Annotated in this window: 21 protein-coding genes; 15 read left to right on the top strand and 6 right to left on the bottom strand. The window is 55.0% G+C overall.

Annotation, left to right across the window (positions count from 1 at the left end):
* Positions 1–2 precede the first annotated feature (2 nt).
* The 3 genes from cyoA to I6L58_RS07555 all read right to left on the bottom strand — a co-directional run bounded on the left by cyoA (position 3) and on the right by I6L58_RS07555 (position 3530).
* The gene (gene cyoA, locus I6L58_RS07565; RefSeq protein WP_006176902.1) at positions 3–950 is read right to left on the bottom strand and encodes a cytochrome o ubiquinol oxidase subunit II; all 948 of its coding nucleotides are present in this window, start codon (positions 948–950) and stop codon (positions 3–5) included.
* A 479-nt stretch (positions 951–1429) separates the two neighbouring features.
* Entirely contained in the window at positions 1430–2905 is a 1476-nt protein-coding gene (ampG, locus tag I6L58_RS07560) for a muropeptide MFS transporter AmpG (RefSeq protein ID WP_006176903.1), read from the bottom strand.
* Positions 2906–2951: 46 nt separating this feature from the next.
* Positions 2952–3530: a lipoprotein gene (locus I6L58_RS07555; RefSeq protein ID WP_042320819.1), complete on the bottom strand. Its 579-nt coding sequence runs from the start codon at positions 3528–3530 to the stop codon at positions 2952–2954.
* Positions 3531–3835: 305 nt separating this feature from the next.
* Between I6L58_RS07555 and bolA the strand changes: the two genes are divergently transcribed.
* The 9 genes from bolA to I6L58_RS07510 all read left to right on the top strand — a co-directional run bounded on the left by bolA (position 3836) and on the right by I6L58_RS07510 (position 14204).
* Positions 3836–4153, top strand: a complete 318-nt coding sequence (bolA, locus tag I6L58_RS07550; RefSeq protein ID WP_006176905.1) for a transcriptional regulator BolA — start codon at positions 3836–3838, stop codon at positions 4151–4153.
* Between the two features lie 332 nt (positions 4154–4485).
* On the top strand, positions 4486–5784 hold the full coding sequence (tig, locus tag I6L58_RS07545) for a trigger factor (RefSeq protein ID WP_006176906.1): 1299 nt from the start codon (positions 4486–4488) through the stop codon (positions 5782–5784).
* Positions 5785–6043: 259 nt separating this feature from the next.
* Positions 6044–6667: an ATP-dependent Clp endopeptidase proteolytic subunit ClpP gene (gene clpP / locus I6L58_RS07540; protein WP_014069126.1), complete on the top strand. Its 624-nt coding sequence runs from the start codon at positions 6044–6046 to the stop codon at positions 6665–6667.
* A 126-nt stretch (positions 6668–6793) separates the two neighbouring features.
* A complete protein-coding gene (gene clpX / locus I6L58_RS07535; RefSeq protein WP_006176908.1) occupies positions 6794–8068 on the top strand; it encodes an ATP-dependent protease ATP-binding subunit ClpX in 1275 nt (424 codons plus the stop codon).
* Between the two features lie 184 nt (positions 8069–8252).
* On the top strand, positions 8253–10607 hold the full coding sequence (lon, locus tag I6L58_RS07530; protein WP_006176909.1) for an endopeptidase La: 2355 nt from the start codon (positions 8253–8255) through the stop codon (positions 10605–10607).
* Positions 10608–10817: 210 nt separating this feature from the next.
* A complete protein-coding gene (gene hupB / locus I6L58_RS07525; RefSeq protein WP_002444653.1) occupies positions 10818–11090 on the top strand; it encodes a nucleoid-associated protein HU-beta in 273 nt (90 codons plus the stop codon).
* A 212-nt stretch (positions 11091–11302) separates the two neighbouring features.
* On the top strand, positions 11303–13177 hold the full coding sequence (ppiD, locus tag I6L58_RS07520) for a peptidylprolyl isomerase (RefSeq protein WP_088207844.1): 1875 nt from the start codon (positions 11303–11305) through the stop codon (positions 13175–13177).
* Between the two features lie 148 nt (positions 13178–13325).
* Complete coding sequence (locus tag I6L58_RS07515; RefSeq protein WP_088207843.1) at positions 13326–13706, top strand: helix-hairpin-helix domain-containing protein; 381 nt, start codon at positions 13326–13328, stop codon at positions 13704–13706.
* 99 nt (positions 13707–13805) lie between these two features.
* A complete protein-coding gene (locus tag I6L58_RS07510; RefSeq protein ID WP_006176913.1) occupies positions 13806–14204 on the top strand; it encodes a YbgC/FadM family acyl-CoA thioesterase in 399 nt (132 codons plus the stop codon).
* 62 nt (positions 14205–14266) lie between these two features.
* Here the strand turns inward: I6L58_RS07510 and queC are convergent, their stop codons facing one another.
* Positions 14267–14962 carry a 7-cyano-7-deazaguanine synthase QueC gene (gene queC / locus I6L58_RS07505; RefSeq protein ID WP_088207842.1) on the bottom strand — a complete coding sequence of 232 codons (696 nt, stop codon included), beginning with the start codon at positions 14960–14962 and terminating at the stop codon, positions 14267–14269.
* Between the two features lie 66 nt (positions 14963–15028).
* Positions 15029–16729, bottom strand: coding sequence for an SgrR family transcriptional regulator (locus tag I6L58_RS07500; protein ID WP_088207841.1), 1701 nt, complete (start codon positions 16727–16729; stop codon positions 15029–15031).
* Between the two features lie 101 nt (positions 16730–16830).
* Between I6L58_RS07500 and cof the strand changes: the two genes are divergently transcribed.
* Positions 16831–17649 (top strand): HMP-PP phosphatase, encoded by an 819-nt coding sequence (gene cof, locus I6L58_RS07495; RefSeq protein ID WP_088207840.1) that lies wholly within the window; start codon positions 16831–16833, stop codon positions 17647–17649.
* A gap of 41 nt (positions 17650–17690) precedes the next feature.
* Here the strand turns inward: cof and I6L58_RS07490 are convergent, their stop codons facing one another.
* Positions 17691–18737, bottom strand: coding sequence for a PLP-dependent cysteine synthase family protein (locus tag I6L58_RS07490; protein ID WP_088207839.1), 1047 nt, complete (start codon positions 18735–18737; stop codon positions 17691–17693).
* 115 nt (positions 18738–18852) lie between these two features.
* Between I6L58_RS07490 and I6L58_RS07485 the strand changes: the two genes are divergently transcribed.
* The 5 genes from I6L58_RS07485 to amtB all read left to right on the top strand — a co-directional run bounded on the left by I6L58_RS07485 (position 18853) and on the right by amtB (position 24769).
* Positions 18853–19311: an Lrp/AsnC family transcriptional regulator gene (locus I6L58_RS07485; protein WP_006176918.1), complete on the top strand. Its 459-nt coding sequence runs from the start codon at positions 18853–18855 to the stop codon at positions 19309–19311.
* Between the two features lie 30 nt (positions 19312–19341).
* Entirely contained in the window at positions 19342–21114 is a 1773-nt protein-coding gene (locus tag I6L58_RS07480; protein ID WP_088207838.1) for a SmdA family multidrug ABC transporter permease/ATP-binding protein, read from the top strand.
* Positions 21107–22888 (top strand): SmdB family multidrug efflux ABC transporter permease/ATP-binding protein, encoded by a 1782-nt coding sequence (locus tag I6L58_RS07475; protein ID WP_006176920.1) that lies wholly within the window; start codon positions 21107–21109, stop codon positions 22886–22888. The genes I6L58_RS07480 and I6L58_RS07475 overlap by 8 nt, the downstream gene beginning before the upstream one ends.
* 221 nt (positions 22889–23109) lie before the next feature.
* Positions 23110–23448, top strand: a complete 339-nt coding sequence (gene glnK / locus I6L58_RS07470) for a P-II family nitrogen regulator (protein ID WP_006176921.1) — start codon at positions 23110–23112, stop codon at positions 23446–23448.
* 34 nt (positions 23449–23482) lie between these two features.
* Positions 23483–24769, top strand: coding sequence for an ammonium transporter AmtB (gene amtB / locus I6L58_RS07465; protein WP_088207837.1), 1287 nt, complete (start codon positions 23483–23485; stop codon positions 24767–24769).
* Positions 24770–24840 lie beyond the last annotated feature (71 nt).

Raw genomic sequence — 24840 nt, 5'->3', positions numbered from 1 at the left:
CCTTAGTGAGCGGTTTCCGCGTGGCTCATGTCCATGCCTTCCATCCCCTGGTGTGCGTTATGCTCACCTTCAGGTTGGGTCACGTCCATGCTCTTACCGTGGTCCATAAATTTGCCAATAACGTCTTTGAACAAATCAGGCTTCACGTTAGAGAAGTACTCCACCTTGTTGTATTCGCTTGGAATAGCCACTTTTTCGAACGCCGCCATGTCAGACATGGTGTTTGGTGACTGCTTCGCTTTTTCAACCCACTGGTCGAACGCGGCGCGGTCTGGCGTAGCGATAGCTTTAAACTTCATACCCGAGAAGCCCGGGCCACTATAGCTGGCGGAGATACCGTCGTAGGTGCCTGCTTCATTAGCGATCAGGTGCAGGTTGGTCTGCATACCGGCCATCGCATAGATCTGGCTACCCAGACGCGGGATGAAGAAGGAGTTCATTACGGAGTTGGAGGTCACTTTGAACTGAACCGGAGTGTTCGCCGGGAAGGCGATTTCATTCACGGTAGCAATGCCTTGTTCCGGATAGATGAAGAACCATTTCCAGTCCATGGAGACCACTTCAATGGTAATAGGTTTCTCATCGTGAACAAGCGGTTTGCTTGGCTCAAGCGCGTGAGTGGTTTTCCAGGTCAGTACGGCAAGGAACAGGATGATCAGAATAGGCACCGTCCAGACCACAGCTTCCACTTTATTGGAGTGTGACCAGTTAGGGCTATACTTCGCATCTTTATTGCTCGCACGGTACTTCCAGGCGAAACCAACAGCCATCAAGATGGCCGGGATAACCACAATCATCATCAGGCCAAATGCCGTCAGAATCAGTGAACGTTGTTCCAGTCCAATCTGTCCTTTGGGGTCTAGTAGTGCAGAATCGCAGCCGCTGAGTAATACAGTGCCTGCAAATAATGACAACCATCCCAAACTTTTATTGTATTTCCTGAGTCTCATTTAACGACCTCAATTCCACGGGAGTCTGGTGGCGTTTAAAGTGTGGGGGCATTTTACGGGAAGGTTACATTACTGTAAACATCATTAGGGCTGTGTCAGGAAGGTGTTACCGGGTTCTGCCGTGCATGTCACAAGTGTTGCAGATTGTGTCGCTTTTTAAGACAGAAGCCGCGTGCCACGGGCTTTATTACGAAAGAATCCCCAAGCATAGCTCAAAAGGGGCAATTGGTATAACCATTGTCAAAAATATACAAAAAATTAACAATTAATTATCAATATAAAGACATTTAAAAAACGAAAAATCAATCTTTCAAATGCTGAATCGGTTAACGGAAAATAGCGTTTCGGATTCGGCTCCAATAATTTCCGAAAACTATCCCGCACAAAACAACAAATATTTTTTTTAGCCGCCGTCGGTTATTTCACCGTTATAATTTCGCCTCGTGATTACAACGGGAAATAACCTTTCGCTTTTTTCTTCAGGTCATCTGCGTTTTACGCAATGCCAGGAAATCAAGCATGCCGCCGAGGAGGATCCCGGCAACGGCCAGCAGCGCACCCACGTCCAACAGAAGGGTATCAAAGGGAAGTGACAACGCGGTTGTGGCGTTGATAATCAGTACTGCAAGCCACAGTACCAGCGCAAGACAGCCCACCATTAACAGACGTAATGCAAAACGGTAGACGCGATGGTATTCGGTGCGCGGCATAAAGTGGTCTGTCCGCTGGGTATATTCCAGCGTCCGGCGACACACCAGCAGCAGTAATATTCCGGGTACGGCAGCCACCACGGAGAAGAGATAAAACGTCGGCCAGCCGTGCGCTTCAACAAACCAGCCCGCAATGGGCCCGACATAAACGCGGCCCACGGCGGAGAGCGCCGAGAGCAGGGCGAATTGCGTGGCGGAAAACGACTTGTTGCACAGGGTCATGAGCAGAGCGACAAAGGCCGCGGTTCCCATTCCGCCGCAGAGGTTTTCAAAGAACACCGCGGTCGCCATGCTGATCATATGTTTGTCAGTGATGGAAAGCAGCCAGTAACCCGCGTTCGATGCCCCTTGCAGGATGCCGAAGATCAGAAGGGCGCGGAACAGGCTCAGGCGCTGCATCAGGACGCCGCCATACAGCGCGCCGAGGATGGTCGCAAACAGCCCCAGCGTTTTATTCACCACGCCAACTTCACCGGCATCAAAGCCAACGCCGCGGATCAGGAAGGTGGTCGTCAGGCTCATAGCAAACGCATCGCCCAGCTTATAAAGGACAATCAGCAGAAGGATGAGCCAGGCATTGTTACGGCCAAAGAAATCACGCAGCGGTTCGGCAACGGCCTGTTCCAGCGAGCGTGGAACCGGGATCACATCGCTCGGTTCGGGCGCAAGCAGGGTCGCGATGATGCAGGGGATCAGCAGGGCGGCCATCAGCCAGTACATGCCCTGCCAGCCAAGGTAGCGGTCGGCCAGCCAGAGCGCCAGCCCACCGGACACGAGCATCCCCAGCCGATAACCCAACACGCTGATGGCGGCTCCCGCCCCACGTTCTTCGGCAGGTAAGACGTCCGTTTTCCAGGCATCAAAAACGATATCCTGCGACGCGGAGCAGAAGGCGATAACCACCGCCAGCGCGGCCATCCAGCGCAGCTGCGTTGTCGGCTCCAGGAAGCCCATACCGGCGATGGCCAGCAGCAGCAGAATCTGAGTGATGACCAACCAGCCGCGACGACGCCCCAGGAACGGTGGCGTATAGCGGTCCATGACCGGCGACCACAGGAATTTAAACACGTAGGCCTGGCCCACGAGCGAGAAGAAACCAATGGTTTTAAGATCGATGTTCTCAACGGTCATCCAGGCTTGCAGCGTGCCTGACGTGAGCGCGAGCGGTAAACCGGAGGCGAAACCGAGGATCAGCAAGATAGCTGATTTAGGCTGCTGGAAAATGCGTAAGTAGTGACTCGACATGTTCTTCTAAGTCTGACCCGGCTAACCGCCGGGTCAGTGGGCAGGATTAACGTGCGTTCTGCTTGATAAACTCGTGGATGCTGGTGTCCTGAGCCATATCGGCAATGGTGTCAGTCAGCACGCTGTTAACCGCGTCAGCAATGTTTTTGTTGGAGGCCTGGAAAGCGCCTTCAACGGAGTAGCTGGCACGGTAGTTTTTGTTCAGCTTGTTGCCATTCTTCGCCGTTGCGATGATCGCGATGTCAGCTTTGGTGGCAATGTTGTAGCGCACGTTCCCCTGGGAAACGTCAGCGTACAGGTTGTTCACGATGATCTGCAGATCCACCGCGCCGCTTGGGCCAACCATGTAACCGCGTGCGGTCATCTGCTTCTCAAGCACTTCCTGCAGCAGGAAGCGCAGGTCGCGGGAGGCGGTCAGCGTAACCTGCTGGTTATCACGGGTCACTTTCGCCAGGGCTTGATCCTGACGCTGGTCGGCACCGTTAATGCTGATCGTCACGCCCATCAGGCTCGGGTCTTGCTGAGGAAGGGTAATTTTTGGCGTCACATCAATGGTCGTTGGCGGGGTTGCGCAGCCTGCCAGCATGAAAAGTGCTACCAACGGAAAGAAGATTTTTTTTAACATTTTGAGGTTCTCAACGGATCGTAAGCATTTAGAGAGAGAATTTGTCGCCATCATAACATTGCCAACGGCGAGGGGAAGTGGTCAACGCATGTAAATTCATCGCCTTGTCCGAAAACTAACCGGCCCACCGCTTTTCTCCGCCCGTTATGGGCAAATCGCATGAGTCTCATCGTTAACTTCATTCGTTTGACTGAGAAAATCGGATGAAAGCTAAATATTTGTTGTCAAGGTGTAATGGAAACGGTAAAAGCGGCTAATATTTAAAGGGATGGGTGACATCTTAGCGTTGTCGGAGGAGTAATTTCATGATGATACGTGAACAGATAGAAGAAAAACTAAGGGCAGCGTTTAACCCTGTGTTCCTCGAAGTCGTCGACGAAAGCTATCGTCATAACGTACCGGCAGGTTCTGAAAGCCACTTCAAAGTGGTGTTGGTGAGCGATCGTTTCACGGGAGAGCGCTTCCTGAATCGTCATCGCTTAATCTACAGTACCCTGACGGATGAACTCTCCACAACCGTACATGCGCTGGCATTGCACACCTATACCATTAAGGAATGGGAAGGCCTGCAGGATACGGTCTTTGCCTCACCTCCCTGTCGCGGTGCGGGCAGCATAGCCTGATAAATCGGATTTGCAACCGCTGGAGTTTTTCCAGTATGTTGCTTAAAGATTTCGTCAAAACGGCCTTCGGGCCGTTTTGTTTTGTCTGAGTTTTGAGCGCATGGCGCATTTTTAAGGCTAAAAATAGCCTTAAAGTGTGAAAAAAGCCGCAGCAACATGCCCCAACCGTTCTCGACTCACCTAAGTGATGCCGCTATAATGCCGCGTCTTATTGAATGTCTTCGGGATGATTCTGGCGACAGGGAATGTAAATCTGCACATTGAGAGAGCATCCCGGTAAAACAGACAGATTCAGAGTTGACCGAGCACTGTGATTTTTTTGAGGTAACAAGATGCAAGTTTCAGTTGAAACCACTCAAGGCCTTGGCCGCCGTGTAACGATTACTATCGCTGCTGACAGCATCGAAACTGCTGTGAAAAGCGAGCTGGTCAACGTAGCAAAAAAAGTACGTATTGACGGCTTCCGTAAGGGCAAAGTACCAATGAATGTTGTTGCTCAGCGTTATGGCGCTTCCGTGCGTCAGGATGTGCTGGGTGAACTGATGAGCCGCAACTTTATTGATGCCATCATCAAAGAAAAAATTAATCCAGCCGGTGCGCCAAACTACGTGCCAGGCGAATACAAAATGGGCGAAGACTTCACCTACTCCGTAGAGTTCGAAGTGTACCCGGAAGTTGAGCTGAAAGGTCTGGAATCCATCGAAGTTGAAAAACCGATCGTTTCCGTGACTGACGAAGACGTTGACGGCATGCTGGATACCCTGCGCAAGCAGCAGGCGAACTGGAAAGACAAAGAAGGCGCAGTTGACGCTGAAGACCGCGTAACCATCGACTTCACCGGTTCCGTAGATGGCGAAGAGTTTGAAGGCGGCAAAGCCTCTGACTTCGTACTGGCAATGGGCCAGGGTCGTATGATCCCAGGCTTCGAAGACGGTATCAAAGGCCACAAAGCGGGCGAAGAGTTCACCATCGACGTGACCTTCCCGGAAGAATACCACGCTGAAAACCTGAAAGGGAAAGCAGCGAAGTTCGTGATCAACCTGAAGAAAGTTGAAGAGCGCGAGCTGCCAGAACTGACTGAAGAATTCATCAAACGTTTCGGCGTGGAAGATGGTTCTATCGCGGGTCTGCGTGCCGAAGTGCGTAAAAACATGGAACGCGAGCTGAACGGTGCTGTACGTAACCGTGTGAAATCTCAGGCTATCGAAGGCCTGGTGAAAGCGAACGAAATCGACGTTCCTGCTGCCCTGATCGACGGCGAAATCGACGTTCTGCGCCGTCAGGCTGCACAGCGCTTCGGTGGCAACCAGCAGCAAGCGATGGAACTGCCTCGCGAACTGTTCGAAGAGCAAGCGAAACGCCGCGTTGTTGTTGGCCTGCTGCTGGGCGAAGTGATTCGTACCCACGAGCTGAAAGCTGACGAAGAGCGTGTGAAAGGCCTGATCGAAGAGATGGCTTCCGCGTACGAAGATCCATCAGAAGTTGTTGAGTTCTACGGTAAGAACAAAGAGCTGATGGACAACATGCGCAACGTCGCACTGGAAGAGCAGGCTGTTGAAGCGGTACTGGCGAAAGCGAAAGTAACCGAAAAAGAGACCTCTTTCACCGAACTGATGAACCAGCAGGCGTAATTTCGCCTCAACGTTTAAAGTTTGAACAAAAAACCCGTTGCCTCACGGCGGCGGGTTTTTTTTATCGCAGCGATAGGCCAGGAAGAGTGCGAAAACGCCCTTTCAGTGATAGCGTATCAACAAAAGGTTGTTATGCTTGAAATAGAGCACTGCGAACCCCATAAGTATGTAATCACGATCAATGAGACTGGCTGATAATCCGTCCATGAGGTTACAATCAGTACAGCAGGTGTTTTCAATTTAGATCCAGGAGACGGACATGTCATACAGTGGCGAACGAGATAACTTTGCACCCCATATGGCTCTGGTGCCAATGGTTATTGAACAGACCTCACGTGGTGAGCGTTCTTTTGATATCTATTCCCGTCTGCTCAAGGAACGCGTTATCTTTCTGACCGGCCAGGTCGAAGACCATATGGCTAACCTGATCGTGGCGCAGATGCTGTTTCTGGAAGCGGAAAACCCGGAAAAAGACATCTACCTGTACATTAACTCGCCTGGCGGGGTTATTACGGCGGGGATGTCCATTTATGACACCATGCAATTTATCAAGCCGGATGTAAGCACCATTTGTATGGGTCAGGCAGCATCCATGGGGGCATTCCTGCTCACCGCGGGTGCCAAAGGTAAGCGTTTCTGCCTGCCAAATTCCCGCGTAATGATCCACCAGCCGCTGGGCGGCTACCAGGGTCAGGCAACGGATATTGAAATCCACGCCCGCGAAATTCTGAAAGTAAAAGCGCGCATGAATGAACTTATGGCGCAGCATACGGGTCAATCTCTTGAGCAGATCGAGCGCGATACCGAGCGCGATCGCTTCCTCTCTGCACCAGAGGCAGTTGAGTACGGCTTAGTCGACTCCGTTTTGACCCATCGTAATTGATGCCTGCGACGCGAGTGTGCCGCTATACTAAGGTAGGGCGGCACGCTGCTGTAAACAGCTTGCGTCTGAGAATGGCATTTGCGTCGTCATGTGCGGCACAAAGAACTTAAAAAGAGGTTTGGACTCATGACAGATAAACGCAAAGATGGTTCGGGCAAACTGCTGTACTGCTCTTTTTGCGGCAAAAGCCAGCATGAAGTGCGTAAACTGATTGCGGGGCCGTCCGTGTATATCTGCGACGAATGTGTCGACTTATGTAACGACATCATTCGCGAAGAGATTAAAGAAGTAGCGCCTCACCGTGAACGCAGCGCACTGCCAACACCGCATGAGATTCGTCATCATCTTGACGACTATGTCATCGGTCAGGAGCAGGCTAAGAAAGTGCTGGCCGTTGCGGTGTACAACCACTATAAACGTTTGCGTAACGGCGACACCAGTAATGGTGTTGAACTGGGTAAAAGTAACATTTTGCTGATCGGGCCGACGGGTTCTGGTAAAACGCTGCTGGCTGAAACGCTGGCACGCCTGCTGGATGTTCCTTTCACCATGGCCGATGCTACCACGCTGACCGAAGCCGGTTACGTGGGTGAAGACGTTGAAAATATCATTCAGAAACTGCTGCAGAAGTGCGATTACGACGTGCAGAAAGCACAGCGCGGGATTGTCTACATCGATGAGATCGACAAGATCTCCCGTAAGTCAGATAACCCGTCTATCACCCGTGACGTATCGGGTGAAGGCGTACAGCAGGCTCTGCTGAAGCTGATCGAAGGCACCGTTGCCGCGGTTCCACCGCAGGGTGGACGTAAACATCCGCAGCAGGAGTTCCTGCAGGTTGATACCTCCAAGATCCTGTTCATCTGTGGTGGTGCGTTCGCCGGTCTGGATAAAGTGATCTCTCACCGTGTTGAAACCGGCTCCGGCATTGGTTTTGGCGCGACGGTGAAATCCACGTCCGAAAAACCGAACGAAGGCGAGCTGCTCTCACAGGTTGAACCAGAAGATCTGATCAAATTTGGTCTGATCCCTGAGTTTATTGGTCGTCTGCCGGTTGTCGCCACGCTGAACGAGCTGAGCGAAGACGCGCTGATCCAGATCCTGAAAGAGCCGAAAAACGCCCTGACCAAGCAGTATCAGGCGCTGTTTAATCTGGAAGGCGTTGAGCTGGAGTTCCGTGACGAAGCGCTGGACGCGATTGCGAAGAAAGCCATGATCCGTAAAACCGGTGCCCGTGGTCTTCGCTCTATCGTCGAAGCGGCGCTGCTCGATACCATGTACGATTTACCGTCCATGGAAGATGTCGAGAAAGTGGTGATTGATGAGTCAGTTATCGGCGGTCAAAGCAAACCGTTACTGATTTACGGTAAGCCGGAAGCGCAGCAGGCATCTGGCGAATAATTCGCCAATTCATACAAGCAGTTAATCAAAAAGGGGGGATTTTATCTCCCCTTTATTTTTTCCTTATTCATGGCGTTGAATGTATGGAATACATCCCCATATACTGGATTACATGTTAATGGTTGTGTGAAGCACAGTTACATGACCAGTTTACCTGGCGGACACTAAACTAAGAGAGAGCTCTATGAATCCTGAGCGTTCTGAACGCATTGAAATCCCCGTATTGCCGTTGCGCGATGTGGTGGTTTATCCGCACATGGTCATACCCTTATTTGTAGGGCGGGAAAAATCTATCCGTTGCCTCGAAGCCGCCATGGATCATGATAAAAAAATCATGTTGGTTGCCCAGAAAGAAGCATCAACGGATGAGCCGGGTGTAAACGATCTTTTCACCGTCGGGACCGTGGCCTCTATTTTGCAGATGCTGAAGCTGCCTGACGGCACCGTTAAGGTGCTGGTAGAAGGGCTGCAGCGTGCGCGTATTACCACTCTGTCTGACAATGGCGAGCATTTCTCTGCGAAGGCAGAGTACCTTGATTCGCCACAGCTTGATGAGCGCGAGCAGGAAGTGCTGGTGCGCACCGCGATTAGCCAGTTTGAAGGCTATATCAAGCTGAACAAGAAAATCCCACCAGAAGTGCTGACGTCGCTGAACAGCATTGACGATCCTGCACGTCTGGCTGACACCATCGCAGCGCATATGCCGCTGAAGCTGACGGACAAACAGTCCGTGCTGGAGATGTCCGACGTTAATGAACGTCTGGAATATCTGATGGCGATGATGGAGTCTGAAATCGATCTGCTGCAGGTTGAGAAGCGCATTCGCAACCGCGTGAAAAAGCAGATGGAGAAATCTCAGCGTGAGTACTATCTGAATGAGCAAATGAAAGCCATTCAGAAAGAACTGGGCGAGATGGACGACGCGCCGGACGAAAACGAAGCGCTGAAGCGTAAAATCGACGCGGCGAAGATGCCGAAAGAGGCGAAAGAGAAAGCCGAAGCAGAACTGCAGAAGCTGAAAATGATGTCTCCAATGTCGGCTGAAGCGACCGTTGTGCGTGGCTACATTGAGTGGATGGTACAGGTTCCGTGGAACGCCCGCAGCAAGGTCAAAAAAGACCTGCGTCAGGCGCAGGAAATCCTTGATACCGACCACTACGGCCTGGAACGCGTGAAAGACCGCATTCTTGAGTACCTCGCGGTACAGAGCCGTGTAAACAAAATCAAAGGGCCAATCCTGTGTCTGGTTGGGCCGCCAGGGGTAGGTAAAACCTCTCTGGGCCAGTCCATCGCGAAAGCGACCGGACGTAAGTATATCCGCATGGCATTGGGCGGCGTACGTGATGAAGCGGAAATCCGCGGTCACCGTCGGACCTATATCGGCTCCATGCCGGGTAAACTGATCCAGAAGATGGCGAAAGTGGGGGTTAAAAACCCGCTGTTCCTGCTCGATGAAATCGACAAGATGTCCTCGGACATGCGTGGCGATCCGGCGTCTGCACTGCTTGAAGTGCTTGATCCAGAACAGAACGTGGCGTTCAGCGATCACTATCTGGAAGTGGACTACGACCTGAGCGATGTGATGTTCGTGGCGACCTCCAACTCCATGAATATTCCGGCTCCGCTGCTGGATCGTATGGAAGTGATCCGTCTGTCCGGTTATACCGAAGATGAGAAGCTGAACATCGCTAAGCAGCACCTGCTGCCGAAGCAGATTGAGCGTAACGCCCTGAAAGCCAACGAGCTGACAGTTGATGACAGCGCGATTATTGGCATCATTCGTTACTACACCCGTGAAGCGGGCGTGCGTAGCCTTGAACGTGAAATCTCTAAGCTGTGCCGTAAAGCGGTGAAACAGCTGCTGCTGGATAAGAGCCTGAAGCACATTGAGATTAACGGCGACAACCTGCATGCGTACCTTGGCGTTCAGCGCTTCGACTACGGTCGTGCCGACAACGAGAACCGCGTGGGCCAGGTTACTGGTCTGGCATGGACGGAAGTGGGTGGCGATCTGCTGACCATCGAAACCGCCTGTGTACCGGGCAAAGGCAAGCTGACCTATACCGGCTCGCTGGGTGAAGTGATGCAGGAATCCATTCAGGCAGCGCTGACCGTGGTGCGTGCGCGTGCGGAGAAACTGGGCATCAACCCTGATTTCTACGAAAAACGCGACATCCACGTTCACGTTCCTGAAGGGGCAACGCCGAAAGACGGCCCAAGCGCCGGTATCGCGATGTGTACCGCGCTGGTCTCTTGCCTGACGGGTAACCCGGTGCGTGCCGATGTGGCGATGACGGGTGAAATCACCCTGCGCGGCCAGGTTCTGCCAATCGGTGGATTGAAAGAAAAACTGCTGGCGGCGCATCGTGGTGGGATCAAAACCGTATTAATTCCGGACGAAAATAAACGTGACCTGGAAGAGATTCCGGACAACGTTATTGCCGATCTGCAGATCCATCCGGTGAAACGCATTGAGGAAGTTCTGACTCTCGCACTGCAGAATGAACCCTCCGGAATGCAGGTTGTAACCGCAAAATAGTGACCTCGCGCAAAGAGCGTCAATAAAAACAAGGCTGGTAAGTCATTTCGTACTTGCCAGCCTTTTTTTGTATAGCTAATTTAGATTGCTGATCGGGCCAGCCATCAACAACGGGTGTTGTAAGGTCATGGCAGGCCTGATATAACTGCTGCGCGGTCGCGTTGTGAAGGATTCAGACGCGATATAAATTATAAAGAGAGGAAGAGAACAGTGAATAAATCTCAACTGATTGACAAAATTGCTGCTGGTGCTGATATTTCTAAAGCTGCAGCTGGACGTGCGTTAGATGCTTTAATTGCTTCTGTTACTGAATCTCTGCAGGCTGGGGACGACGTTGCACTGGTTGGTTTCGGTACTTTTGCTGTTAAAGAGCGTGCTGCCCGTACTGGCCGCAACCCTCAAACCGGTAAAGAGATCACTATTGCTGCCGCTAAAGTGCCGGGCTTCCGTGCAGGTAAAGCGCTGAAAGACGCAGTAAACTGATTGCTTTCCCGCTTAAGGGAAGCCGAAAAGTATAAGGGCGCATCATTCGATGTGCCTTTTTTGTTTGTCCAGGCCTGATTTGTGCGAGTTTATGCGAGTTGTGGGCTGACAATCGCACTGGTTTCTTGTCACAATACGCCTTTACGCGCAGCGGTCAGGATTTTCCGTTAGCGTCAGGTAACCAGTCACATACAGCGGAGTGTTGTTACACCATGATGGACAGCTTACGCACGGCTGCTAACAGTCTCGTGCTCAAGATTATATTCGGTATCATTATCGTGTCGTTCATATTGACCGGCGTGAGTAGCTACCTCATCGGCGGTGGCGCCAACTATGCCGCAAAAGTGAATGGCCAGGAAATTAGCCGTGGGCAGTTTGAGAATGCTTTCGCCGGTGAACGTAACCGTATGCAGCAACAGCTGGGCGATCAATTCTCTGAACTGGCTGCAAACGAAGGCTACATGAATAACCTGCGCCAGCAGACGCTGAACCGTCTTATCGATGAAGCGCTGCTTGACCAGTATGCCAAAAATCTGGGGCTGGGGATCAGCGACGAGCAGGTTAAAAAAGCGATCTTCGCGACGCAGGCATTCCAGTCTAACGGTAAATTTGATAACGCCCGTTATAACAGCATCGTTAATCAGATGGGGATGACGGCAGACCAGTACGCGCAGGCGCTGCGTAACCAACTGACCACCCAGCAGCTCATCAATGCCGTTGTGGGCACGGATTTCATGCTCAAAGGTGAAACGGACGAACTGGCTGCGCTGGTGGCGCAACAGCGCGTTGTGCGTGAAGCGACTATCGACGTCAACGCCCTGGCTGCGAAGCAGCAGGTGAGCGACGCCGAAGTGAACGCCTGGTACGAGCAGAACAAGAATTCCTTCGTTGCGCCTGAGCAGTTCCGCGTAAGCTACATCAAGCTGGATGCTGCCGCTCTGCAGGGGAATGCCTCAGATGCGGACATTCAGTCTTACTACGACCAGCACCAGGATCAGTTCACCCAGCCGCAGCGTAACCGCTACAGCGTGATCCAGACCAAAACCGAAGCCGATGCCAAAGCCGTTCTCGACGAGCTGAACAAAGGTGCCGATTTCGCGACGCTGGCGAAAGCAAAATCCACCGACATCATCTCTGCCAAAAATGGTGGCGATATGGGCTGGCTGGAAGCGGCAACGACCCCGGACGAACTGAAAAACGCCGGTCTGAAAGACAAAGGCCAGCTGTCTGGCGTGATTAAATCCTCCGTTGGTTTCCTCGTGGCGCGTCTGGACGATGTTCAGGCCGCGAAAACCAAGCCGCTGGCTGAGGTGCGCGATGAGATCGCGGCCAAAGTGAAGCAGGAAAAAGCGCTGGATGCCTTCTACGCCCTGCAGCAGAAAGTGAGCGATGCCGCGAGCAACGATAACGAATCTCTGGCGGGTGCAGAGCAGGCCGCGGGTGTGAAAGCCGTTGAGACGGGCTGGTTCGGCCATGACAACCTGCCGGAAGAGCTGAACTTCAAGCCGGTTTCTGATGCCATCTTCAACGGTGGTCTGGTGGGCGAAAACGGTGCGCCGGGTAGCAACTCAGACATCATTACCGTCGACGGTGACCGTGCCTTCGTGCTGCGCGTGACCGAGCATAAAGCTGAAGCGGTGAAACCGCTGGCTGAGGTGAAAGACCAGGTGATTGCCCAGGTTAAACACAGCAAAGCCGAGCAGCAGGCGAAACTGGACGCTGAAAAACTGCTGGCCGCTCTGAAGGCGGGCAAAGGTGATGAAGCACTGAAAGCTGCGGGTCTGAGCTTCGGTGAAGCGAAAACGCTGAGCCGTACCGGTCAGGACCCTGTCAGCCAGGCGGCGTTCAGCCTGAGCCAGCCAGCCAAAGGCAAGCCAGGCTACGGCACTGCAACCGATATGCAGGGTAACGTGGTTCTGCTGGCGCTGGATGAAGTGAAAGCGGGAACGCTGCCGGACGCACAGAAAAAAGCGATGGTTCAGGGTATCACCCAGAACAACGCTCAGATCACGTTCGAAGCGATGATGAGCAACCTGCGTAAAGAAGCCAAAATTAAGCTCGGCGACGTCATCACGCAGCAGCAATAATTACGTCGCTGCTCGCAGATTTTCGTAACGCTCTGCAAAACCTAAAGGCCGCTTTCGCGGCCTTTTCCATTTCTGTTATCTGCCGTTTGTGCCTGTTTTCCCTTGTCGCTATCGTGATGTGGCTGTCAACAAACAAGGAGAAAACAGCATGAAACGTGGAATCAAAGCACTGCTTATTACACTGGCTATTGCCACCACCGGGATGAGCGCAGGCGCGCTGGCGACAACGCCCGCAGCTAAAACGCAGGCTGCCCAGAGTAAATCTGATTCAACCGCACAGGCGCAGGGGCAAATGAAAGCCATTGACGCGGGTAAAAGCGCGGAGGATGACGGCACGCGAGTGAGCATCAATTCGGCATCGGCAGAGGATCTTGCCCGCGCGATGAACGGCGTCGGCCTGAAAAAAGCCCAGGCGATCGTCAGCTACCGGGAAGAGTACGGTCCATTTAAAACGCTCGACGATCTGAAACAGGTCCCGGGCATGGGGAGCTCGCTGGTTGAGCGCAACCTCTCACACCTGACGTTGTAATCACACAATAACTTGCACGGCGGCAAAAATTTGCCAGGATAAAGAGGTCATACCAGTTATGACCTCTGAACCTATAACTACAGTAAAGGCTTTTGCGCTATGCAGACAAAAATCAAAGTACGCGGTTTCCATCTTGATGTGTACCAGCACGTCAATAACGCTCGCTATCTCGAATTTCTGGAAGAGGCTCGCTGGGATGGCCTGGAAAACAGCGACAGTTTTCAGTGGCTGACCGCACACAACATCGCGTTTGTGGTCGTCAATATTAATATCAACTACCGACGTCCGGCCGTGCTGGGCGATGTCCTGACCGTGACCAGCCAGGTCCAGCAGCTTAACGGAAAAAGTGGTGTACTAAGCCAGGTGGTGACGCTGGATCCAGAAGGGCAGGTGGTAGCGGATGCCCTGATCACCTTTGTGTGCATCGATCTCAAAACGCAAAAAGCGCTGCCGCTGGAAGGGGAGTTACGTGAAAAGCTGGAGTTGATGATCGTGTAAGGTGAGATAGATATCACCGTGCTGTCGGCGCTAACGTGGCGGCAGCACGGTGTAATGCCTGGTTATTTCAGGCCGGTCTTTTGCTTCATGGCGGCCATCACGCCGGGTTTATCGTCCAGGTAGTGATTCAGGCCATTAGCACGCAGGTTACAGGCCGCACACTGGCCGCACCCGTCGCCTTTGATGCCGTTGTAGCAGGTCAGGGTTTCGCTGCGCACCAGGTCCAGTTTGCCCCAGTAGTCTGCCAGCGCCCAGGTTTCGGCTTTGTCGAGCCACATCAGCGGCGTTTCGAAGCGCGTCTCTTTCGCCATGCCAAGGTTTACCGCGTGGTTCAATGCCTTGACGAACTCATCGCGGCAATCCGGATAGCCTGAAAAATCGGTTTCACACACGCCGGTGATCACCGCTTCGGCTTTAACCTGGTATGCATAGATCGCGGTTAAGGTCAGAAAGAGGATATTGCGGCCCGGCACAAAGGTGTTCGGGATGCCGCTGGCGTCAGGTTTGTAATCAGGAACCGGAATACTGTCGCGGGTGAGGCTGCTCACGGCCAGTTCGTTTAACAGGTTAACGTCCAGCACCTTGTGCGCACGTGCGCCCAGTTTCAAGGCCAGTTCGCGCGCAACGTCGATTTCTGCGCGATGGCGTTGACCATAATCGAAAGTGACACAGTGAACTTCATCGTACTGATGAAGGGCCTGAATCAGGCAGGTAGTGGAATCTTGTCCTCCGCTGAACACGACGACGGCACGTTTCATAAATCATCTCGACAGTTACGGTAAAAACGTTATGTTACCGCCTGGCTATGGCGGCGACCAGCCCCTTCACGATTTGAGGGCCGGAAGCCAGGCTTCGGTGAAGTCAAACCAGCCCCGGGTATTCAACCGTATCCCGTTGACGCCCGGCGGGGCGCTGATCCGGTACTGATAGTTAAACAGCGGCGTCAGCACCGCATTTTCCATCAGCTGGCTGAATATCGCTTTAAGCCCGGCGTGCCGTGCCTGCTCATCCACCTGCGTTTGCACCGCGTCCAGCGTCGCCTGCAGGTGCGAATACTGCGGCGCGCTTAACAGATGCGGCCACAGCGGGTCGCAGCGTAACCACTGTTCGAGCGTATATTCCGGCGCTTCGCCAATCAAACGATCGCCCATCATGATGTCGGCCTGCGCCAGGGCCGGGCATCCATCCCAGTTTTTGGCGTCATGAAAAATCAGGGTCAGCTCACAGCCTTGCCGGGAAAGATACGCTTTCAACTGGTTCGCCATGGTGTGTAGCTCAACGGGAAGATGGTAAACCAGCGTCAGCGTTTGCGGCAGCGGCACGTCGGTGAGGTCCGGCCACTCGGGAATGTGCCACCCGGGAAGCAACTCCTCTGTAGGGGTGATTAACCCCTCGTCCAGCGGAAGGGTGTGCAGGAGCGTGGAAAGGTGGATGATATTGACCAGCCGTTTCGCCTGGCGTTCGCTGAGGCGGCCGCCCTGTTTAAGCGTGAGATAGCAAAAGCCGAGGCTGGTGCTGTTACTCACCAGCCGCAGACTGGCCAGCTCGTCCGGCTCGCCAATGGCGATTTGAACCGGGTGACGGCAGCTTGTTCCCAGCCCGGAATCGAAAAGCTGTGGGGTGATCCAGAACTCGATCGCTTTCAGCAGCGGATGGCTCAAGTGGTACTGCTCATGGCTTTCAAGACGGACCAGCTCCGCATCATACAGGGTAAGCCTGAACGGACCGCAGCCCGTCATCGGCTGGTCAGGGTGCGCAAGCCGGCTGCAGTAGGTTGCCAGCCGGTGCGCCAGCCAGTAATCCGGGCGATGCAGCATAAACGTCAGGCACTGAGGATGCGTCACTTCAACGCGCAAAACGCTCTGAAACAGCTTTTGCAGGGCGGGCATGGTCAGCAGCCCCAGCAGGCTTTGCTGCAACTGGGCGGTGTCGACTTTATCGCCGTTGTGCCAGTGTAGCGTGGAGCGGATATAAAAATGCCAGCGCAGCCCGTCGGGAGAGACCTCCCAGTGGTGCGCCAGATCGCCCGCCGGTTCATTGCTGCTGTCGTGAAAGCGGGTTAATCCGCAAAAGACCTGGCTTGCCAGATGCTGCTCCGCCCGGCCGGGCAAAAAGCCGGGCGTTAGCGGGTCCAGTGAGCGGTAGTAGGGGATGCGCAACACGGGCGTATCGTTCTCCCAAAGGCCACCCATAAACGGATGCAGCAGGGCGCGCAAATCCTCAGGCGCAAGCTGCGCCAGTTCGAGCGCATTATGCTGCTGCCCGCTTTTCAGCGCCTCTTCCATCATCGTATTACGCAGGGACTCCGGGGTGACGTGGAACGTCAGTTCACCGCGCTTGCCGCGGCCGGACTGCGCACGCCAGCTTAGCCAGCCCGCCTCCTGCGCCTGGCGCAACAGCGTACGCACGTGCCGCTCGCTGCAAAAACAGCGGCCAGCAAGCTCGTTGACGGTGACCTGCTGTGGCGCACCACCGGAGGGCTGCCACAGGCGTTGATACTGATTGAGACGGTTAAGCAGGCGCATAAGAAACCCGGAACAATAATTATCATCTATTCACTATTACTTCCGTATATCTCACGCAATACTGATGCACAAGTTAATTGCATCTTTTTTCAGGAGTACTCATGGCTCGGCTCGCAGCATTCGATATGGACGGCACCTTGTTAATGCCGGATCACCGTTTAGGGGAAATCACCCTGAACACGCTGAAGCGTCTGCACGAGCGTGATATCACTCTGACATTTGCCACCGGTCGTCATGTTCTGGAGATGCGCCATCTGATGGGCGCGTTTTCCCTGGACGCGTTTTTGATCACAGGTAACGGGACGCGGATCCACTCCGTCGAAGGCGATGTGCTGCACCGCCAGGATCTCAACCCGGAAGTGGCGGACATTGTGCTGCACAGTACCTGGGATACCCAGGCCAGCGTACATGTCTTCAATGATAACGGCTGGTTTACCGGACAGGCGATCCCCGATCTGCTGCACGCTCACGTTTATAGCGGGTTCAGCTATCAGATCGTCGATCTGCGCCGCCTCCCCGCGCATGCGGTGACCAAGATCTGTTTCTGCGGCGATCACGACGATCTGCGCCGCCTGCGCGTGCAGCTTAACGAAGCGTTAGGGAACCGCGCGCATTTGACCTTCTCGGCGGTGGACTGTCTGGAAGTGCTGCCGGTGGGCTGTAACAAAGGCTCGGCCCTGGCGGTGCTGAGCGACCACCTGGGCTTAACGATGCAGGATTGTATGGCGTTCGGCGACGCCATGAACGACCGCGAGATGCTGGGCAGCGTCGGTCGCGGTGTGATTATGGGGAACGCGATGCCGCAGCTGATTGCTGAGCTACCTCATCTGCCGGTTATCGGACACTGCCGTAACGAAGCCGTGTCCCATTTTTTGACTCATTGGCTGGACAACAACAACCTCCCGTATTCCCCCGAATAGTGAGACCCTTCCAGCAAGCCAGACTTCGGTCTGGCTTTTTTTTATTTCAGCATCCCGGCAATTTGCGCTTTCCATGGCGCAATGTCACCGATATTGGCCTGCACCCACCCGGTGTTGTAATAGGTATCCAGATAGCGCTCACCGCTGTCGCACAGCAGCGTCACGATAGAGCCTGTTTTCCCGGCCTCGCGCATGCGCACCGCCAGCTGTAGCGCGCCCCACATGTTGGTCCCGGTGGAGGCACCGACCTTACGGCCAAGCTGTGTCTCCAGCCAGTGGGCCGTCGCCACGCTGGCCGCATCCGGTACGCGGAGCATCTCGTCCACCACGTCAGGAATAAACGACGGCTCTACGCGCGGGCGACCAATCCCTTCTATTTTGCTCCCCACCGGGCTGCGCAGCCCGGCATCACGGCTCTGCCAGTAGTCGAGGAACACCGAGTTTTGCGGGTCAACCACCATCAGCTGCGTATCGTAGCCCTGACAGCGGATGTAGCGTCCGATTGTCGCCGAGGTGCCGCCGGTGCCTGCGCTCATCACAACCCAGGAGGGTACCGGATGAGGCTCGTGGGCCATCTGGCGGAAAATACTGTCGGCAATGTTGTTATTGCCCCGCCAGTCGGTCGCACGCTCGGCAAAGGTGAACTGATCCATGTAATGGCCGTTCAGCTCGCGGGCCAGCATCTCCGATGCGGCGTAGATTTCGCAGGCGCTTTCCACAAAGTGGCAGCGACCGCCGTAAAATTCGATCTGCTCGATTTTGCGTTTGGCGGTGCAGGAGGGCATCACGGCGATAAACGGCAGGCCAAGCAGGCGGGCAAAGTAGGCCTCTGAGACCGCCGTTGAACCGGATGAGGATTCAATGATGGTGGTGCCTTCTTTAATCCAGCCGTTACATAACCCGTATAAGAATAGCGAACGCGCCAGGCGGTGCTTCAGGCTACCGGTAGGATGGGTGCTTTCATCTTTCAGATAGAGCTGAATGCCCGCAAAGCCGGGCAGCGAAAGGCGGATCAGATGGGTATCAGCCGAACGCTGGTAATCGGCATTGATTTCGCTGATGGCATGTTTAACCCAGTTGCTATTCATCGTATTTATCCGTTTGTCATTTTGTGCCCAGCATAGCGAAAAGCACAGAAAAAATTGTTGCTATCTGGCCTTTAAAATAGAATGTAAGGAGAAAAATTTTCTCTGTGAGGTGGGTATGCTAGATAAAATTGACCGCAAGCTGCTTTGCCTGCTGCAAAACGACTGCACCCTCTCTTTGCAGGCGCTGGCAGATGCCGTTAATCTGACCACCACACCCTGCTGGAAGCGCCTGAAAAAGCTGGAAGATGACGGCGTCCTGCTGGGGCGCGTGGCGCTACTGGATCCCGAAAAACTGGGGCTGGGGCTGACCGCCTTTGTCCTGATAAAAACGCAGCATCACAGCAGTGAATGGTATTGCCGTTTCGTTAACCAGGTTTCAGATATGCCTGAGGTGCTCGGTTTCTGGCGCATGGCCGGTGAGTACGATTACCTTATGCGCGTCCAGGTGGCTGACATGAAGCGCTACGACGACTTTTACAAGCGGCTGGTCAACAGCGTGCCGGGCTTGTCGGACGTCACCTCCAGCTTCGCGATGGAACAGATTAAATACACCACTGCGTTACCTATTGAATAACTTCATACAATACCTTCAGGAACAAACCGCGTGCGATTATTTGCCCAATTGAGCTGGTACTTTCGTCGGGAGTGGCAACGCTACCTCGGTGCAGTCTGCCTGCTTATTATTATTGCCATTCTGCAGCTGCTCCCGCCGAAAGTGGTGGGATACGTCGTGGACGGCGTGACCGAGCAGCATTACACCGCCGCACGGGTGATGATGTGGGTGGGAACGCTGGTGCTGACCGCGGTTATTGTCTACCTGCTGCGCTACGTGTGGCGCGTGCTGCTGTTCGGGGCGTCCTATCAGCTGGCCGTTGAGCTGCGCGAAGATTTTTACCGCCAACTGAGCCGCCAGCATCCTGAATTTTACCTGCGCCATCGCACCGGGGATCTGATTGCCCGCGCGACCAATGACGTCGACCGCGTGGTCTTCGCCGCCGGGGAAGGGGTGTTGACCCTGGTCGATTCCCTGGTGATGGGCTGCGCGGTTCTGATCGTCATGTCGACCCAGATCAGCTGGCAGCTCACCCTGCTCGCGCTGCTGCCGATGCCGCTGATGGCGCTCGCCATCAACCGCTACGGCGAAAAGCTGCATGAGCGCTTCAAGCTGGCGCAGGCGGCGTTTTCCTCCCTGAACGACCGCACGCAGGAGAGCATGACCAGCATCAGGATGATCAAAGCCTTTGGTCTGGAAGACCGTCAGTCAGCCCTGTTTGCCGCCGATGCCGCCGATACCGGGGCGAAAAACATGCGCGTGGCGCGGATTGACGCCCGGTTTGATCCCACAATTTATATCGCGATCGGTATGGCGAACCTGCTGGCCATTGGCGGCGGCAGCTGGATGGTGGTGCAGGGAACGATGACCCTCGGGCAACTCACCAGCTTTGCCATGTATCTGGGGCTGATGATCTGGCCGATGCTGGCTCTGGCATGGATGTTTAACATCGTGGAGCGCGGTAGCGCGGCCTATAGCCGTATCCGCGCCATGCTGGCTGAAGCGCCGGTCGTCAATGACGGCAGCGAAGCGGTTCCGCAGGGGCGTGGCATCGTGCAGGCGGACATCCGCGAGTTTCGCTATCCGCAGACGGAACATCCGGTGCTTGAGAACGTCACCTTTACGCTTGAACCGGGTCAGATGCTGGGGATTTGCGGCCCGACCGGGTCCGGCAAAAGCACGCTTCTGTCGCTGCTCCAGCGCCATTTCGATGTGACAAAGGGGGACATTCGTTTCCACTCTCTTCCGCTGAGTAACCTGCTGCTGGACGAGTGGCGCAGTCGCCTGGCGGTGGTCAGCCAGACGCCGTTTTTATTCTCTGACACCATCGCCAATAACATCGCCCTCGGCTGCCCTTCGGCGACGCAGGAAGACATTGAGCATGTGGCGCGCTTAGCCAGCGTTCACGAGGATATTCTGCGCCTGCCGCAGGGTTACGAAACGGAAGTGGGCGAGCGTGGCGTTATGCTGTCTGGCGGGCAAAAACAACGTATCTCCATTGCCCGCGCGCTGCTCCTGAACGCGGAGATCCTGATCCTTGATGACGCCCTCTCCGCCGTTGATGGCCGAACGGAACATCAGATCCTGCACAACCTGCGCGAGTGGGGGGAAGGACGCACGGTGATCATCAGCGCGCACCGTTTGTCGGCGCTGACGGAGGCCAGTGAAATTCTGGTGCTGCAGCACGGGCACATTGCTCAGCGCGGGCAGCACGAGCAGCTGGCTGAATCGCCCGGCTGGTATCGCGATATGTACCGCTATCAGCAGCTTGAGGCGGCGCTGGACGATGCGCCGGAACCGGAAAAGGAGGCGTCTGATGCGTAAATTTACCGCCCAGTGGCCGACGCTAAAACGCCTGCTGGCCTACGGTTCGCCGTGGCGAAAACCGCTGTCCATTGCCGTGGGGCTGTTGTGGATTGCGGCCATTGCCGAAGTGAGCGGTCCGCTACTCATCAGCTACTTCATCGATAATATGGTGGCGAAACGCGATCTGCCGCTGGGGCTGGTGGCGGGACTGGGCGTGGCCTATATCGGGCTTCAGTTAACGGCGGCCGGGCTGCACTATGCCCAGTCGCTGCTATTTAACCGCGCGGCCGTTGGCGTCGTGCAGCAGCTGCGTACGGATGTTATGGATGCGGCGCTGCGCCAGCCGTTGAGCGAATTTGATACCCAGCCGGTCGGGCAGGTGATCTCGCGCGTGACTAACGATACCGAGGTGATCCGCGATCTTTACGTCACCGTGGTCGCAACCGTCTTGCGAAGCGCGGCGCTGATTGGCGCGATGCTGGTGGCGATGTTTAGCCTCGACTGGCGGATGGCGCTGGTGGCGATAACCATCTTCCCGGCCGTCCTGACGGTAATGGTTATCTACCAGCGCTACAGCACGCCTATTGTTCGCCGGGTGCGCGCCTATCTGGCGGACATCAACGATGGCTTTAACGAAGTGATCAACGGCATGAGCGTTATTCAGCAGTTCCGCCAGCAGGCGCGCTTTGGCGAGCGGATGGGGGAAGCCAGCCGTTCGCACTATATGGCGAGAATGCAGACGCTGCGCCTCGACGGTTTTCTGTTACGCCCGCTGCTGAGCCTATTCTCGGCGCTGGTGCTGTGTGGTCTGCTGATGCTGTTTGGCCTGACAACCCAGGGGACCATTGAGGTTGGGGTGCTGTACGCCTTTATCAGCTACCTTGGCCGCCTCAACGAACCGCTGATTGAGCTGACCACGCAGCAGTCGATGCTCCAGCAGGCGGTCGTCGCCGGGGAACGCGTTTTTGAACTGATGGACAGACCGCGTCAGACCTACGGTGATGATGACCGCCCGCTGCAAAGCGGCAGCATTGCCTTTGATAACGTCTCCTTTGCCTATCGCGATGACCGGCTGGTGCTGCAGGACATCACCCTGGATATCCCGTCGCGCGGCTTTGTGGCCTTAGTGGGGCATACCGGCAGCGGCAAAAGCACGCTCGCCAGCCTGCTGATGGGCTACTACCCCTTAACGCAGGGAGAAATTCGTCTCGACGGGCGTCCTCTCGCATCATTAAGTCACAACACGCTGCGTAAGGGCGTCGCAATGGTGCAGCAGGATCCGGTCGTGCTGGCCGATACCTTCTTCGCCAACGTGACGCTCGGCCGACCCTTTACTCAGGAACAGGTCTGGGACGTGCTGGAAAAGGTGCAGCTGGCAGACCTGGCGCGGGGGTTTAGCGACGGGATCAACACCAAACTGGGCGAGCAGGGCAACAATCTGTCCGTTGGGCAAAAACAGCTTCTGGCGCTGGCGCGGGTGTTAATCGACACGCCGCAGGTGCTGATTCTGGATGAAGCCACGGCGAGCATTGATTCCGGCACCGAACAGGCGATCCAGCAGGCGCTGGCGGCCGTACGCGATCGTACGACGCTGGTGGCGATCGCCCACCGTCTTTCAACGATTGTGGATGCTGACATTATTCTGGTGCTGCACCGTGGACAGGTTGTGGAGCGCGGCACGCACAGAGAGCTGCTCGAAGCGAAAGGGCGCTACTGGCAGATGTATCAGCTGCAACTGGCCGGTGAAGAGCTGGCCGCCAGCACCCGTGAGGAAGCGTCCCTGAACGCCTGATGCACCATAATCAGGCATTGCGCCGACGGGCATATCCGTTGGTGCAAAAATGAAACGCACCGTGCACTGCCATGGTGCGTTTTTTTTCGCCTGTTAAATGACAATCCCCGTCCTGCGTTCACCGCGCCGCTTTTTCCTCGCTTTTTCAATTCTGGCATACCGCTTGCAATAGCCTCTTCGTGCAGCTACGGCCAATACCGAATTCTGACTGGAGGGGATTTATGAAGCTCGTTACGGTGATTATTAAACCATTCAAACTTGAGGACGTGCGTGAAGCCCTGTCTTCCATGGGTATTCAGGGGCTGACGGTCACCGAAGTGAAAGGCTTTGGGCGTCAGAAAGGGCATGCCGAGCTTTATCGCGGCGCGGAGTACAGCGTTAACTTCCTGCCAAAAGTGAAGATTGATGTCGCAATCGCAGACGATCAGCTTGATGAAGTGATTGATATTATTAGCAAAGCTGCCTATACCGGCAAAATTGGCGACGGCAAAATTTTTGTTGCTGAACTGGAGCGCGTCATTCGCATCCGTACCGGCGAAAACGACGAAGCGGCTCTTTAATTAACGCCTGCATACAGTGATAGGGATCGAGAAAATGAAGATAGCAACGATTAAAACGGGTCTGGGGTCACTGGCGCTGCTGCCGGGCCTCGCCATGGCTGCCCCTGCTGTGGCAGACAAAGCAGATAACGCCTTTATGATGATCTGCACCGCGCTGGTGCTGTTCATGACTATCCCGGGCATTGCGCTGTTTTACGGCGGCCTGATCCGCGGCAAAAACGTCCTCTCTATGCTGACGCAGGTGGCCGTGACGTTCGCGCTGGTCTGCATGCTGTGGGTAGTGTACGGCTACTCGCTGGCCTTCGGGGAAGGCAACGCCTTCTTTGGTAACTTCAACTGGGCGATGCTGAAAAATATCGAGCTGACCGCCTTAATGGGCAGCTTCTACCAGTATATTCACGTGGCTTTCCAGGGATCGTTCGCCTGTATCACCGTCGGGCTGATTGTCGGCGCGCTGGCCGAGCGCATTCGTTTCTCGGCGGTGCTGATTTTTGTGGTGGTCTGGCTGACGCTCTCCTATGTGCCAATTGCGCACATGGTCTGGGGCGGCGGTCTGCTGGCCTCCCACGGCGCGCTGGACTTTGCGGGCGGTACCGTTGTGCACATTAACGCTGCGGTGGCGGGCCTGGTCGGCGCATACCTGATCGGCAAACGTGTGGGCTTTGGCAAAGAAGCATTCAAGCCGCATAACCTGCCGATGGTGTTTACCGGTACGGCAATTCTCTATTTTGGCTGGTTCGGCTTCAACGCCGGTTCAGCAAGTGCGGCTAACGAAATCGCGGCGCTGGCCTTTGTGAACACCGTGGTGGCTACCGCGGGCGCAATCCTCTCCTGGGTGTTTGGTGAGTGGGCGGTGCGCGGTAAACCTTCCCTGCTGGGTGCCTGTTCAGGTGCGATTGCCGGTCTGGTTGGTATTACCCCGGCCTGTGGGTACGTGGGCGTTGGCGGCGCGCTGCTGATCGGCATCGTGGCGGGTCTGGCCGGTCTGTGGGGCGTTACGGCCCTGAAGCGCGTACTGCGCGTGGACGATCCTTGCGACGTGTTTGGTGTGCACGGCGTCTGCGGCATTATCGGCTGTATCATGACGGGTATCTTCGCCTCAACGTCGCTCGGTGGCGTGGGCTACGCGGAAGGCGTGACCATGATGCATCAGGTGCTGGTCCAGCTGGAAAGTATTGCCATCACCGTGGTGTGGTCTGGCGTAGTGGCCTTTATCGGCTACAAGCTGGCGGACATGACCGTGGGCCTGCGCGTACCGGAAGAGCAGGAGCGCGAAGGGCTGGACGTCAACAGCCACGGCGAGAACGCTTATAACGCGTAACCAGAGTCCATTGCCCGGTGGCGCTGCGCTTACCGGGCCTGTGATTTTGCTTTTGTAGGCCGGGTCAGGCG

This window comes from Enterobacter cancerogenus (assembly GCF_019047785.1).
Lineage (GTDB): Bacteria > Pseudomonadota > Gammaproteobacteria > Enterobacterales > Enterobacteriaceae > Enterobacter > Enterobacter cancerogenus.
Note: the sequence above shows the minus strand (reverse complement) of the source record. Positions and strands in the feature narration are given on the sequence as shown.